The following is a 12,214-nucleotide window of genomic DNA, read 5'->3' on the forward strand; positions in this document are numbered from 1 at the left end:
TTCCGGTCGCGGCCAGGTCCTACGTGTGACACTGCTGGCAGGCACCCTGTGAGGAGAGCAACACGATGAGCGCCGGAGGATTTTCCAAGGCACGGCTGGCCCGGGGCCGCGACCTGATGGCCCGGTACGTCGAACGCGGCGACCTGCCGGGCCTGGTCACGGCGGTCAGCCGGCGCGGCGAGACACACGTCGAGGCGTTCGGCCACACGGCGTTCGGCAGCCAGACCGAGGTCCGGCGCGACACGATCTTCCGGATCGCCTCGATGACCAAGCCCGTCATCGCGGCAGCCGCGATGATCCTGGTCGAGGAGTGCCGGCTGCGCCTGGACGATCCGGTCGACGACCTGCTGCCGGAGCTCGCCAACCGCCAGGTGCTGAAGCGCCTCGACGGCCCGCTGGACGAGACCGTGCCGGCCGCGCGGCCGATCACCGTACGTGACCTGCTGACGTTCACCTGGGGCACGGGCCAGGTGTTCGAGCCGAGCCCGATCCAGCAGGCGCTGGTCGAGCAGAAGCTCGGCGCGGGTCCGCCCGAGCCGCAGGCGCTGCCCGCGCCCGACGAGTGGCTCCGGCGGCTCGGCGAGCTGCCGCTGATGTACCAGCCGGGTGAGCGCTGGATGTACAACACCGGCTCCGACGTCCTCGGCGTGCTGATCGCGCGGGTGTCCGGGCAGCCGCTCGAGACGTTCCTGCGCGAACGCCTGTTCGCGCCGCTCGGGATGAACGACACCGGCTTCCACGTGCCGGCCGACCGGCTCGACCGGTTCCTCACCAGCTACTGGACGAACTTCGAGACCGGCGAGCTCGAGGTCTACGACGAGCGCGACGGTCAGTGGAGCAAGCCGCCGGCGTTCCCGTCCGGTGGCGGCGGGCTGGTCTCCACCGCCGACGACTACCTCACGTTCGGCCAGATGCTGCTTTCCGGCGGGCGGTACGGCAACGAGCGGATCCTGTCCCGGCCGTCTGTCGAGCTGATGACGACTGATCACCTGACGTCCGCGCAGAAGGAGGTGTCGGGGCTCTTTCCGGACGACTTCGTCAACGACAGCTGGGGGTTCGGCGTGGGCATCGTGACCAGGCGGACCGGTCACGCGTCCGTGGGCAGCTACGGCTGGGCCGGCGGGCTCGGCACCGTCTGGGACAACGACCCGGCCGAGGACCTCGTCGGGATCGTGCTCACGCAGCGGATGTTCACCTCGCCACGGCTCCCGGCCTACTGTCTCGACTTCTGGACGGCGACGTACCAAGCGATCGACGACTGAGTACGCCGTCCGTTGCCGGCTGAGTAGCTGAGCGGACGATGCGGGCCGTCGTCCGTCCCTATCGTCGGACTGTGACCGAAACCTCCGCCCGGACCGCACCCGTCGATCGCTCCCGCGTCGTTCGCCGAGGACTGGCGACGATCGCGGGCTGGTACGCCGGGCTGATCGTGGCGTACGTCGTGGCGCTCCTGCTGTCGCCGGACGAGAAGACCGACGGCAGCTGCGACGGGATCGGCTGGGGGTGCACGCCGAACCCGCGCGACAGCTTGCTGCTGGTGGGGATCGTGGTGGGCATTCCGTTCGCGCTCGGGAGCCTGGCGATCGCCGCTGGGGCGTTCGCGCTGACCGTACGCAGGTTCCGTTCGGGGGTGGCTGCCGGCACGGTCGCGGTCTGGACCGGCTTCCTGCTGGCGGCCGCCGTGCCGCTGGTGGTCAGCCTGTTCTGAGGTCAGCCGTAGAGGCGGACGTTCTTCTGGATGCGCTGGAGCATGTCGCGCAGCGCGTCGACCTCGGCGTCGGTGAAGCCGGTCATCAGCTGCTTGTGCCCGGCGACGGCGACCTCGGCGAGCTCCTGGTAGCGCCGGCGCCCGGCGTCGGTCAGCTCGATCGTCGCCGCGCGGCGGTCGGTGTCGGACGGGCGGCGGCGGATCAGGCCGGCCGCCTCCATCTGTACGAGGTAGCGGCTCAGCGTCGGCCCTTCGATGCCGAGCCGCTCGGCCAGGGCGCGCTGGATCAACGGCTCCCCCGACCGTAACGTGGCGAGGATCGTCCACTGGCCGAAGCTCGCGCCCGCCTCGGCCAGCCGCTTCGCGTGGTAGGCCCGGGCCTGCTTCGAGGCCAGGAAGAGCTGGCGGCCGATGCTGTCCTCCGACCATTCGTTCCCCTTCATGCCTTCCAGACTAATAGTTAGCATGCTTGCTATCGTTCTGATATCGTGCCAAGCCATGGAACGAAGGTCTGCCTTCCTGAACGGCGCCAACCGGATGGTCGTGGCGCTGCAGCGGATCGGGCTGGTGTTCGGCCCGATGCAGGTGCTCGAAGTGCGCGGCCGCAAGAGCGGTGCGCTCCGGACGGCGCCGGTAGCGGTCGTCACCGTGGGCGGCGAGCAGTACGTGTTCCAGGCCTATCCGAAGGCGGCCTGGGTCGCGAACGTACGCGCGGCCGACACGATGACGTTGTCCCGCGGCCGACGCTCGTCGACCGTACGACTGGTCGAGCTGCCGGTCGAGGACCGCCGCCCGATCCTCCGCCAGTTGACGGCGACGGTCCGGGGCACCGGCAAGCGCTTCGCCGACAACGGCCTGGCGGCCTCCGCTTCCCCCGATGCGGTCGCGGCAGCGGCCGACCGGATCGCGGTCTTCCGCGTGGTCGCGGCAGCCTAGCCGTCGCGGACCGCCCGGCTGCCGCCGGCGACGCACAGCATCACGAGCAGCCAGCCGCACAGCGCGGCCACCGTGGCCGGCAGTCCGAACCGGTCGACGCTGACGCCGGCCAGCCCGGCACCGATCGGACCGGCGAGACCCGCGAGCAACCCGCGCGCGCTGCTCACCCTCCCCTGCAACTCGTCCGGCGTGAGCGTCAGCTGCCGGCTGACCACAGCGGCGTTGCCGGTCGGACCCAACAGGAACATCACGGCGAAGATGGCGCCCATGGCGTACGTCTCGTGGACGAACGCGAACAGCGGCACGAGCGCCAGCCACGCACCCCGGTTGGCGATCAGGATCGTCCGGATCGACAGCCGTCGCACCAGCCAGGGCGCGACCAGGGCACCCGCCAACGTGCCGACGCCGGCCATCGACACCAGCAGCCCGGTCGCGGCCGCCGAGTCACCGCGTCGGCTCGACACCACGATCGCCAGCACGAAGACGGCGTTCGAGACCAGGTTGTTGCCCGAGATCAGCAGCAGCGTGACCCGCAGGAAACGCTCCCGCCAGATCCACCGCAGGCCGTCGACGATCGTTCGTACACCGATCGGAGCACGCGGCTCGAGTGCGGACGGCATCGGTGTCCGGATGCCCGCCACCGCCGAGAACGAGACGAGGTGCGACAGCGCATTGGCGAGGAACGGCAGCGGCCGGGCCAGCGCCAGCAACGCGCCGCCGAGCACCGGACCGGCCAGTCCGGCCGCCGCACCGCGGGCTTCGTTCCTCGCAAGCGCGAGCGGCAGCTGCTCACCGGCGACGACCTGCCGGACCGCGGCGGGCTCCGCACTGCCGAACACCGCACCCAGCCCGCTGTCGACGATGACGACGGCCAGCACCAGCCAGATCGTCAGCCAGTCGCCGAGCACTGCCACCCCCAGCACCCCCGCCGCCGCGAACCGGCCGGCGTCGCAGGCCAGCATCAGCCGGCGCTTGTCGTACCGGTCGACGATCACACCGCCGGGCAAGCTGACCAGCAGCTGTACAACGACGCCCGCGGCCATCACCAGGCCCACCTGACTGGGCGAGCCGGTCAACTGCAGCACGAGGAGGGGGTACGCGACCAGCGTCGCCGCCGATCCCAGCGCCGACACGGCCTGCCCGACCCACAGCAGCGTGAAGTCGCGATTCGCCCCGAGCAACCGGACGGCCACGACTCACTCGCCGGGCACGCGCAGATCAGGGACGGCGTACATCGCCACGTGCACGGGCCTGGCGCCGGTCGCCGGCTGCTCGCTGAGCCTGCGATAGCGCTCGAGCACCTCAAGCAACTCGCCGCCGAAGGCTTCCAGCTGACGAGCGGTGAGCCGGAGCGGGTTGCTGGACATCGTGGACTTGTTGCGCCAGCCCGTCGGCAGTCCACGCCTGCGGGCGATGAACGCCTCGACAAGCTGAGCGTCCCGGGCAAGCATCGTGCGCGCGAACTCGTCGACCGTACGCGCGGTCGACGCACCTTCGTCAGGGCTGTGGACGTACGACAGCCCGCTGACCACCAGACGCCACGGCCGGCTGCGCCCCTTGCCCTCGCCGGTCTCCTCGATCAGGCCGTGCGTGCCGAGCAGGTTCAGATGGTACGAGCACACCTTCGGCGTCAGCTCCAGCAACTCCGCACACCGGCTGGCAGTCAGCGGTCCTTCGCGCTGCAACAGGTTGAGCAGCTCCAACCGGACGGGATGCGCGAGCGCCCGCAACGCCCGCGGGTCCGCGCCTCGCCGAGTATCGGAAGACATATTCCGGGAAGACATGTTCCGATAGTGGGCCAGCAGCCATCGGCTGTCAAGAGATCGCGGCCAACTACGGCCGTTGGGTTGGCCGGTCCGCCATCAGGGAGGTCGCGACCTGCCAGAGCTCGGGGAGGCCGGACAGCACGCGGTCCGCGCGGCGGCGGCGGTCGTCGTAGGAGGAGACGCCGAGGTCGGTGAGAAGCGCCCCGAAATCGTTTTCCCACGCCGGCGGTTCGACCCCCGCAGGCGACATCTGTGCGAGGCCGCGGCCGTAACCCACCACCAGGCCGAAGACGGCCTCGCGGTGCAGGCCGCGGTCCAGCAGGGTGCGGCAGTCGCCCGCGGTGGTGGGGCAGACCGATGAAACACCGCGGAGGTGGGACTCGACGCGGCCGCGGCTGAGGCCGGCGGAGCCGAGGAGATAGAGGAGTACTTCGTGGTAGTCCAGCCGGTCGCGTTCGGCAAGCAGGTCACGAACCGCGGCGTACGGGCGGCGGGTGACGGGCTCGTGGCAGGCGGCCAGGAGCAGCGCGGCGGCTGTCGAGGCCATGCCGGCAGTCCAGGCCAGGACCTGGTTGGCGAGCGAGTCATGGGCGTCGATGCCGGCCAGCCGGCTGCGCGCGGTGTCGATCGCGTCCGCGCAGCGGACCTGGACCCAGCGCGGGTTGGTGAACTCCCGCGCGACCCGTTCCTGCAGGGCTGTCAGGTGGCCGCTCGGATCGGCGAGCACGTTGGGTTCCTGGAAGCTGTCGGCCAGGCGGGCGTCGCACAGGACGCTGACCGCGCACTGCAGCCGCAAGCTGGAGATGAACGAGACTTCGAGGCCGACGCCCTCGTAACAGAGGCTCACCGGGTCGGGCGGACGTTCCTCGTCGTCGACGACGACGGTGACGGCTGGATCGGTGCCGGAAAGGAAGGCACCTCCGAAGCCGCGCACGGCCACGCCCTGCTCGAACACCCAGCGTCGTGCCGTTTCCCTCGCGTGTTTGGCCAACATCCTCGCCCCTGCGCAGGCGGAAAAGCTGAAAAGAACGGACTGACTAACGGGACAGGCTGAGCAGCACCGCGGTTACAACGAAGGCGACCGCCAAGATGCCGATGCCGTAGCAGGCCAGCACGAACCGGCTCACACCTCCCGCGGCGCGGTGGCTCTTGGGCTTCCTGGTGGGCACAGCCGGCTCGGCGTCCATCACATCGAAGCGAGCATCGGCATGGGCAAGGCGTTCGTTCGCGGGGTACGTCATCGTGGATCCTTCCGTGTTCCGGCGCGGGGCGCACGCCAGAACTACGTGGCGATAGCAGGGTCTCGGCGATCAGCGACTCAGCAGAGACTGCAGTAACAGCAAGAACAGCGATGCATGGTGGTGCAGGGACATGCAGGGCTTTGCAGGGAAACTGTCTGACGCCTCAGGATCCGGCCGCTACCTGCAGGTGAGCCGTCGGATAGAGGTCGATCCCGGACCGGCGAGTGGCGTAGCGCTCCCACAGCTGCCGGGCATGGGTCACCAACTCGTGCGGTACGTGCGCGAGCCGCCCGCCCGGCCCGAGCCCGACGATGACGACTCGTTCGTAGGCCGGCGCGATCGTGCTGTCGGCCAGCCGCAGCAGGTCGGTCGCGATCCGGTTGACCCGGAACGTCGACTCCGTGCCGGGCCGCGGCCGGAAGTAGCGCTGATAAACCCGCCAGCTGCCGCAGGGCGCGTCCCGCGCCTCGGCAAGGCCGACACCGCCGACCCACTCGACCTGGAAGCCTTCGGGAAGAATCTCGCGGGGGCACCCGCATTCTTCGGCCGCCGGCATCTTGGGCAGAAGAGGAATGGTCAACGTCCAGATCCCACTCATGAGCGCCCTTCACGGGGCTGTAGAGCGCGGGACTGGAAAGAGGAACCGGCCTGCACTCCCATGTTGGGTGCGTAGTCGGGACCGAAGTCGTCGTGGAAAGTGAAGAACAGGCCGTCCGCCTGGGCCGCGGCGATGGCCTCGAGCTCTAGTTCCAGCCGAAGCTGGGCTTCACTGCGGTTGTCTTCCGGTTCGGGTACGTCCGTCGCCATAACTGTCGCACTCCTTGTCCGGCCGGATTCGCCGGAGGGCGCCACCGCCCGACGAATCTTCTGCTGCGGCTGTGGGGTTGGGCGCCGGCGGGCGGGCTTTGAGGATGGAGAAGCCTGCCGGCGCCACGCCAGGCGGCACTGCCTGGAAAGCGATCGCCACATCGATGACCATCTGCAAGTCGTGCGCGGCGGCCCGCCGTTCAGGGGCTGGGCCGTGTCTCAGGGTGAATGCCGGGCCGCCGCGCCGTACCTGGGGTACTGCCGTCCCGGTGCGGACCAGCTCGTCTCCGCTTCGTGCTCGAACTAAAAGCCGCCTGTCACGAAGCGTTGGCGATCCCGAACGATCCGCACCGTTCATGTCTAAAAGGTGGCATGACCGCGGACGGCGTGTCAAGGGACACGGATGGAGAATGTCACGGCAGCCGATGTCATTTCTGTACGTGGACGTATTGGCGGTGGCCAGCCGTCTGGGAGCCACCGTGTCATTGACACGCTGACCGCGATGGTGGTAGACAAGACCACATGCCCGAAGAGAGTCCGCTCTATAAGCAGCTGCTGGGCACGCAGCTGTCGCAGTTGCGGGAAACGGCAGAGGTTACGCTGGAGGAGGCGGCAAAGAAGCTCGACCGCACCACGCGGACGGTTCGCCGCTTCGAATCCGGCGACAACCTGCCCGATGGGCACCAGCTGAGCACGATGTGCGAGCTCTACGGAGCCACCGGAGACACTCGTGTTCGTCTGGAGAACCTCCACCACCTGGCGCGCCAGCCGGTATGGTGGTCGCACTTGGGTCCGCGACCTCACGCGACAGCCGCCATGCTGTCGATGGAGGAGCTGGCCTTCCGGATCAGGGATTACGACCCGAACGCCATCCCTGGTCTGCTGCAGACGGTCGCCTATGCGACCGAGACCATCGAAGCCGTCGATATCGACACGTCACCACAACAAGCCCAAACCAATGTCGAGCTCCGAATGGGGCGGCAAGCGAAGATCTGGGAATCGAATCGGGCCCCAGAGGCCACGTTCCTGATCGACGAATCCGTCTTCCTGCGGATGCCAGGCACTGGACCGGGCAAAAGGGCTCAGCTCGTTCGCCTTCTGACCCCTCCCGCATCCGTAACAATTCAAGTCGTTCCGTTTTCGGCAGGCCCGCATTCTTCACTCGGCGCCTACCGCATATTCGACCTCGACTTGGACACTTCGACAACGTCGAAGGGTGTGTTCGTCGAGGGATCGACGACCGAACAGGGAGTGGTAATCGAATCAGAAGGCGATATCGCAAGGTACGAGCTGGCATTCGAACGGACCAGGGCGAAGGCGCTCAGCGTGAAAGAGTCCGTTCGGTTTATCAAGGAACAGATTAGGAGCATCCAAGATGACTAGTGTCATCAGCGATTTCCTGTGGAGGAAGTCCTCCTTCTCCAGTGGCGGCAACGGTAACTGCGTAGAGGTCGGCGTTGGTTCTGCGATCGGCGTTCGGGACACCAAGGACCGCGACGGCGGCACGCTGGTGTTCGCCACGTCCGACTGGAACGGTTTCGTTGGCGCTGTCAAGGACGGGACGATCCGCCGGTAGGGTCTTCCCAAGAGCGACCGACCAATAGACAAGGGGGCTCTCGAACAGCTTCGGGTCGAGAGCCCCCTTTTCTAGAAGCTCTGGTATCACTCACAGTAGTCATCAAGGAGGATGTTGTGCCGGACGATACCCTCAACGTTCCGGGGATCGACCCCAACACCACGACCGCAGCGCGTCTCTACTCACTCCTGATCAACCCCGACGAGGGTCAGTTCCTGCCAATTGACGTCACCGTGTGCAGCGCATTACGGACGGCTTGCCCGGAAATCGGGGAAGTCGCTCAGGACAACCGGGTCTTCGTCCGCCGCGCAACTCGGTTCATGGTCAACCAGGGCATCAAGCAGATCATCGACGTGGGCTCCGGGCTGCCGGCCGACGAGAACACCCACGAAGTCGCGCACAAGCTCGACCCGAGTGTCCGCGTGGTCTATGACGACAAGGACCCGATGACGGTCTCGCACGCCGAGCACCTGCTGCGGGGCGCTGAGAACGTCGCTTTCCTCGGCTATGACGCTCGCGAGCCGGAGAAGATTCTCAGCGACCCGAAGACTCGCGAGATGATCAACTTCAACGAGCCGGTCGGCATCATGATGGCGTCCATCATGCAGTTGTTCGGCGAAGAGTCCGACACGCACGGCGTCGTACGCCGTTTCCTCGAGCCGCTTCCCTCGGGCTCCTTCCTCGCGCTCAGCCACTTCGTCGTGCCCGGCAAGAACCCTCCGCTCGACGGTCCGCCGCAGGACCGGGTCGACGCGCTGCTTGCCGTGATGGCCGGAGCGGGCGAGCCACTGATCTTCCGTACCAAGGAAGACATCGAACGCTACTTCGAAGGGCTGGAGCTCATGCAGCCTTACGACGGTTCGGAGAAGAACGACCTCGTGTGGGTCAACCGGTGGGGTGCGAAGGACCCGGCGCGGGCCTTCCCCAGCGGCGCCTGGCTCCTCGCGGGCGTCGGCCGCAAGCCGTAAGCACGCAAGGCGTACGGGTTCCCCCGTTACACGTACGCCGAGAGGGCGCCGGACGCAGCGGCACGTTGCGTCCGGCGCCCTTTCTCATAAGCTCAGCGTCGTGAGATTCGATGGCAAGGTCTGCTTCGTCACCGGCGCGGCCCGCGGTATCGGCCGGGCGATCGCCACGCGGCTGGCGAATGAGGGCGCGCGGCTCGTGCTGGCCGACGTCGACCTCGAAGCCGCCGAGGCGGTGGCCCACCAGCTCGATGGCGGCGATGCGATCCCGGTGCGCTGCGACATCACCGACCGCGCGTCCGTCGAGTCGGCGATCGGCCAGGCGGCGAAGGCGTTCGGGCGGCTGGACGTGCTGGTCAACAACGCCGGCCTCGGGTCGGGACAGCCGTTCGCCGAGTCGTCCGACGCCGACTTCACCCAGCAGGTCGAGCTCAACCTGGCCGGCGCGGTGCGCTGCATCCAGACCGCACTCCCCTATCTGATCGACTCCGGTGGCAACGTCGTGTCGATCGGATCGGTCAACGGCATCGCCGCGTTCGGTGACGTCGTCTATTCCATGGCCAAGGCCGGCTTGCACAACCTGGTCCTGAACCTCACCAGGGAGTACGGCCCCAGGGGCGTCCGGTTCAACGTCGTCGCGCCCGGCACGATCCGGACTCGCGTATGGGACGGCCGGGACGAGGTCCTGCGGCAGCTGGCCGACACCGTCTACCCGCTGCGACGCGTCGGCGAGCCCGAGGACGTCGCGGCCGCGGTCGCGTTCCTCGCCTCCGACGACGCCGGCTGGATCAGCGGCGTCGTCCTTCCCGTCGACGGCGGTGTGCTGGCCGGGCCGATCGTAGGCCTGTAGTCACTTGTAAGAAGCGGACAGGCCCGTGGCCAGTTGGCGCACCGCCGATTGACCGGGCCCTGACCCGTTGGTACGGCTATGGCATGGCCGAGGAGCAACCACGAATCACTCGCAAGGGCTTCCTGCGCGCGGCCGGCCTGACTGGCGGGCTGGCGCTGTCCGGCGGTGCGGGCGTGCTGGGCGCTGTCACCGGCGCGCGTACCGCGGCGGCCGGCGCGGCGATCGTCCCGGCGGGCGGCCCCGGAGCCTCGGTCGCGGTGCCGGGTGGGCCGATCCTGGCGGGCGACCGGTTCCCGATCGGGCTGTTCTGGCCGCCGCCACCGTTCCAGACCACGCTGCGGCGCTACGAGGAGATCGCCGAAGCCGGCTTCACGTTCTCGCACAGCAACAACTACCTCTGGGGCGACTCGCACATCCAGCGGTACGTGCTGAGCATCGCCGACCAGGTGGGCCTGCAAGTGCTGGTCGACGACCCGACGATCCGCTGGCTCGTGCACGACTTCGACGTTCGAGATGACGGCGGCGAGTTCACGGTGACGACGGCCGAGGCCAGGAAGGCCGTCCAGCGCGCGCTGAACACGTACCGGCCGCCGGGCTACTGGAGCATCTCCGACGGCCGGCTGTTCCAGAACGGCGGCACCGGCGAAGGCAGTGTCGGCCTGTCCCGGCCGGGCGCGGACTGGACGGACTACACGTTCGCGGTCGACGTCACGCCGAAGCAGACCGGCGGCGGCGGTACGTACGCCCAGGCGGGCCTGGCGTTCCGCGCTCAGGATTCGCGCAACGCCTACGTCTGGCTGCTGTCGAACTCCGGCTACACGACCCCGAAGGCTCCGGGCTATCTGGCCAAGGCGCTGTTCGTCGACGGCGCGCCGGTCTGGGTCCGGCCGGTGCCGCTCGACCTCGCCGTCACCGACGGCACGTCGTACCACGTCGAGATCGCCGTGTCCGGCAACACGATCCGGACCTCGATCAACGGGACCGTGGTCGACACCACGACCGACTCGACCCACCCGAAGGGAAAGGTGGGTTTCCGCGAGGCGGGACCGGAGTCGGCCTACTTCGACAACGTCACCGTGACCTCACCCGCCGGCGACGTGCTGTTCAGCGACGACTTCTCCGGCGGGCTGGGGCAATGGAGCCCGGCCGGCGCCGACGGCTACGCGTCGTTCGCGGGCTTCGACATCTACGACGAGCCACAGTCGGGCAAGTTCGCCACGCTGGCCGCGGCTGTCGGGATCGTCAAGGAGCTGGCGCCGGACGTGCTGCCGTACGTCAACCTGTTGCCGAACTTCGAGGGCGGCGCGGGCTACGCACGGGCGGCACAGGCGATCCGGCCGCTCCAGCTCTCGTACGACCGCTATCCGATCCTGTCGAGCGGCGAGGACACCGGCTACTTCAAGAACTGGGCGGACGTGCGGGCTGCCGCGCTGGGCGCGGGCATCCCGTCGTGGATGTTCATCCAGAGCGTCGGCTACAACGGGCACGCGACGCCGACCTCGGCCGACCTGCTGTGGCAGATCAACATCAGCCTCGCCTACGGTTGCAAGGCGATTCAGTACTTCACGTACTGGACACCTGATCCCGCGCGCGGCGAGGGTTTCACCGACGCGCTGCTGACCCGTAACGGCAAGCGGACCGCGCTGTACGACGCGGCCAAGGACATCAACAACGGCTACCTCTCGCGGATCGGCATGGAGCTGCTCCCGCTGGTCTCTGAGTCGGTGTCGGTGGCCGGCCTGGCGAGCCCACCGTCCGGACTGACGGTGTTCACGCCCGACGCGTACGTCGCCGACGTGAGCGGAGGCCCTTGCGTGCTTGGGCGATTCACCGGAGACGCCTCGGATCCGACGCGCTGGCTGCTACTCTCGAACTACGCACGCAGGGCGTCCGCGTCGGTCGCGGTCACGGTCGGATCGATCGTGCGCACCGTCGAGGCGTACGATCCGGCCAGCCGCTCCTGGAAGCCCGTCAGCCGCGACGACGTGCGGTTCACCGTGCCGCCTGGCGCGGCGCGGCTGCTACGGCTACGATCATGAGCAATGGCAAAGCTTTTGTTTCAAGACTGTCCTTCGTGCTGCGAAGCGACCAAAGTGGTGACATGACCGCACGTCGCCCCGTGAAACGCCGGCTCGTCCCCGGCAGCCCCTTCAACACCCCGCCGCCCCCTGTGAAGCCCTCGGAGCAGTTCTCGGTCGATGACCGTGTGACACACGACAAACACGGTCTCGGCACCGTAATCGAGGTCAAAGGCGACACCGAGGTCACGATCGACTTCGGTTCGAGCATCGCCCGGCGCTTCGCGCTGCCAAATCCCAAGCTGACGAAGCTCTGAGTCTCAACCACATCTGATCTCTTCCCCACA

Annotated in this window: 16 protein-coding genes; 9 read left to right on the plus strand and 7 right to left on the minus strand. The window is 68.1% G+C overall.

Annotated elements, in window-relative coordinates; translation table 11 throughout:
- Positions 1 to 65: 65 nt before the first annotated feature.
- Together ACYVF6_RS15820 and ACYVF6_RS15825 are read left to right on the plus strand one after the other, a co-directional pair.
- Entirely contained in the window at positions 66 to 1,262 is a 1,197-nt protein-coding gene (locus ACYVF6_RS15820; RefSeq protein WP_460521798.1) for a serine hydrolase domain-containing protein, read from the plus strand.
- A gap of 71 nt (positions 1,263 to 1,333) precedes the next feature.
- Positions 1,334 to 1,708 (plus strand): hypothetical protein, encoded by a 375-nt coding sequence (locus tag ACYVF6_RS15825; RefSeq protein WP_460521800.1) that lies wholly within the window; start codon positions 1,334 to 1,336, stop codon positions 1,706 to 1,708.
- Between the two features lie 2 nt (positions 1,709 to 1,710).
- On the opposite strand, the gene ACYVF6_RS15830 is transcribed toward ACYVF6_RS15825, so the two are convergent.
- A complete protein-coding gene (locus ACYVF6_RS15830) occupies positions 1,711 to 2,151 on the minus strand; it encodes a MarR family winged helix-turn-helix transcriptional regulator (RefSeq protein WP_460521802.1) in 441 nt (146 codons plus the stop codon).
- A 55-nt stretch (positions 2,152 to 2,206) separates the two neighbouring features.
- Between ACYVF6_RS15830 and ACYVF6_RS15835 the strand changes: the two genes are divergently transcribed.
- On the plus strand, positions 2,207 to 2,644 hold the full coding sequence (locus tag ACYVF6_RS15835; RefSeq protein ID WP_460521804.1) for a nitroreductase/quinone reductase family protein: 438 nt from the start codon (positions 2,207 to 2,209) through the stop codon (positions 2,642 to 2,644).
- Here ACYVF6_RS15835 and ACYVF6_RS15840 read toward each other — a convergent pair.
- From ACYVF6_RS15840 to ACYVF6_RS15865, 6 genes are all read right to left on the minus strand, one after another.
- Entirely contained in the window at positions 2,641 to 3,837 is a 1,197-nt protein-coding gene (locus ACYVF6_RS15840; protein ID WP_460521806.1) for an MFS transporter, read from the minus strand. The genes ACYVF6_RS15835 and ACYVF6_RS15840 overlap by 4 nt on opposite strands.
- A 3-nt stretch (positions 3,838 to 3,840) precedes the next feature.
- Complete coding sequence (locus ACYVF6_RS15845) at positions 3,841 to 4,413, minus strand: ArsR/SmtB family transcription factor (protein WP_460521808.1); 573 nt, start codon at positions 4,411 to 4,413, stop codon at positions 3,841 to 3,843.
- A 64-nt stretch (positions 4,414 to 4,477) separates the two neighbouring features.
- Positions 4,478 to 5,404, minus strand: a complete 927-nt coding sequence (locus tag ACYVF6_RS15850) for a hypothetical protein (RefSeq protein WP_460521810.1) — start codon at positions 5,402 to 5,404, stop codon at positions 4,478 to 4,480.
- A 43-nt stretch (positions 5,405 to 5,447) separates the two neighbouring features.
- Complete coding sequence (locus ACYVF6_RS15855) at positions 5,448 to 5,651, minus strand: hypothetical protein (protein ID WP_460521812.1); 204 nt, start codon at positions 5,649 to 5,651, stop codon at positions 5,448 to 5,450.
- 163 nt (positions 5,652 to 5,814) lie between these two features.
- Positions 5,815 to 6,231 (minus strand): hypothetical protein, encoded by a 417-nt coding sequence (locus ACYVF6_RS15860; RefSeq protein ID WP_460521813.1) that lies wholly within the window; start codon positions 6,229 to 6,231, stop codon positions 5,815 to 5,817.
- A 14-nt stretch (positions 6,232 to 6,245) separates the two neighbouring features.
- Positions 6,246 to 6,458, minus strand: coding sequence for a hypothetical protein (locus tag ACYVF6_RS15865; protein WP_460521815.1), 213 nt, complete (start codon positions 6,456 to 6,458; stop codon positions 6,246 to 6,248).
- A 522-nt stretch (positions 6,459 to 6,980) separates the two neighbouring features.
- On the opposite strand from ACYVF6_RS15865, the gene ACYVF6_RS15870 reads away from it, so the two are divergent.
- The 6 genes from ACYVF6_RS15870 to ACYVF6_RS15895 all read left to right on the plus strand — a co-directional run bounded on the left by ACYVF6_RS15870 (position 6,981) and on the right by ACYVF6_RS15895 (position 12,184).
- On the plus strand, positions 6,981 to 7,841 hold the full coding sequence (locus tag ACYVF6_RS15870) for a helix-turn-helix domain-containing protein (RefSeq protein WP_460521817.1): 861 nt from the start codon (positions 6,981 to 6,983) through the stop codon (positions 7,839 to 7,841).
- The gene (locus ACYVF6_RS15875; protein WP_460521819.1) at positions 7,834 to 8,034 is read left to right on the plus strand and encodes a DUF397 domain-containing protein; all 201 of its coding nucleotides are present in this window, start codon (positions 7,834 to 7,836) and stop codon (positions 8,032 to 8,034) included. Before ACYVF6_RS15870 ends, ACYVF6_RS15875 begins: the two co-directional genes overlap by 8 nt.
- A 116-nt stretch (positions 8,035 to 8,150) precedes the next feature.
- On the plus strand, positions 8,151 to 9,002 hold the full coding sequence (locus tag ACYVF6_RS15880; protein WP_460521821.1) for a class I SAM-dependent methyltransferase: 852 nt from the start codon (positions 8,151 to 8,153) through the stop codon (positions 9,000 to 9,002).
- A gap of 100 nt (positions 9,003 to 9,102) precedes the next feature.
- Positions 9,103 to 9,849 (plus strand): SDR family NAD(P)-dependent oxidoreductase, encoded by a 747-nt coding sequence (locus ACYVF6_RS15885; protein ID WP_460521823.1) that lies wholly within the window; start codon positions 9,103 to 9,105, stop codon positions 9,847 to 9,849.
- Positions 9,850 to 9,932: 83 nt separating this feature from the next.
- A complete protein-coding gene (locus tag ACYVF6_RS15890; RefSeq protein ID WP_460521825.1) occupies positions 9,933 to 11,888 on the plus strand; it encodes a family 16 glycoside hydrolase in 1,956 nt (651 codons plus the stop codon).
- Entirely contained in the window at positions 11,885 to 12,184 is a 300-nt protein-coding gene (locus tag ACYVF6_RS15895; protein ID WP_460521827.1) for a hypothetical protein, read from the plus strand. The genes ACYVF6_RS15890 and ACYVF6_RS15895 overlap by 4 nt, the downstream gene beginning before the upstream one ends.
- The last annotated feature ends 30 nt before the right edge of the window (positions 12,185 to 12,214 follow it).

The organism is Flindersiella endophytica (assembly GCF_054779015.1).

Excerpts from the sequence above, each read along its gene's own strand:
- ACYVF6_RS15820 (WP_460521798.1), top strand. The coding sequence starts at position 66 with ATGAGCGCCGGAGGATTTTCCAAGGCACGGCTGGCCCGGGGCCGCGAC.
- ACYVF6_RS15830 (WP_460521802.1), bottom strand. The coding sequence starts at position 2,151 with ATGAAGGGGAACGAATGGTCGGAGGACAGCATCGGCCGCCAGCTCTTC.
- ACYVF6_RS15835 (WP_460521804.1), top strand. The coding sequence starts at position 2,207 with ATGGAACGAAGGTCTGCCTTCCTGAACGGCGCCAACCGGATGGTCGTG.
- ACYVF6_RS15845 (WP_460521808.1), bottom strand. The coding sequence starts at position 4,413 with ATGTCTTCCGATACTCGGCGAGGCGCGGACCCGCGGGCGTTGCGGGCG.
- ACYVF6_RS15850 (WP_460521810.1), bottom strand. The coding sequence starts at position 5,404 with ATGTTGGCCAAACACGCGAGGGAAACGGCACGACGCTGGGTGTTCGAG.
- ACYVF6_RS15855 (WP_460521812.1), bottom strand. The coding sequence starts at position 5,651 with ATGACGTACCCCGCGAACGAACGCCTTGCCCATGCCGATGCTCGCTTC.
- ACYVF6_RS15865 (WP_460521815.1), bottom strand. The coding sequence starts at position 6,458 with ATGGCGACGGACGTACCCGAACCGGAAGACAACCGCAGTGAAGCCCAG.
- ACYVF6_RS15870 (WP_460521817.1), top strand. The coding sequence starts at position 6,981 with ATGCCCGAAGAGAGTCCGCTCTATAAGCAGCTGCTGGGCACGCAGCTG.
- ACYVF6_RS15875 (WP_460521819.1), top strand. The coding sequence starts at position 7,834 with ATGACTAGTGTCATCAGCGATTTCCTGTGGAGGAAGTCCTCCTTCTCC.
- ACYVF6_RS15890 (WP_460521825.1), top strand. The coding sequence starts at position 9,933 with ATGGCCGAGGAGCAACCACGAATCACTCGCAAGGGCTTCCTGCGCGCG.
- ACYVF6_RS15895 (WP_460521827.1), top strand. The coding sequence starts at position 11,885 with ATGAGCAATGGCAAAGCTTTTGTTTCAAGACTGTCCTTCGTGCTGCGA.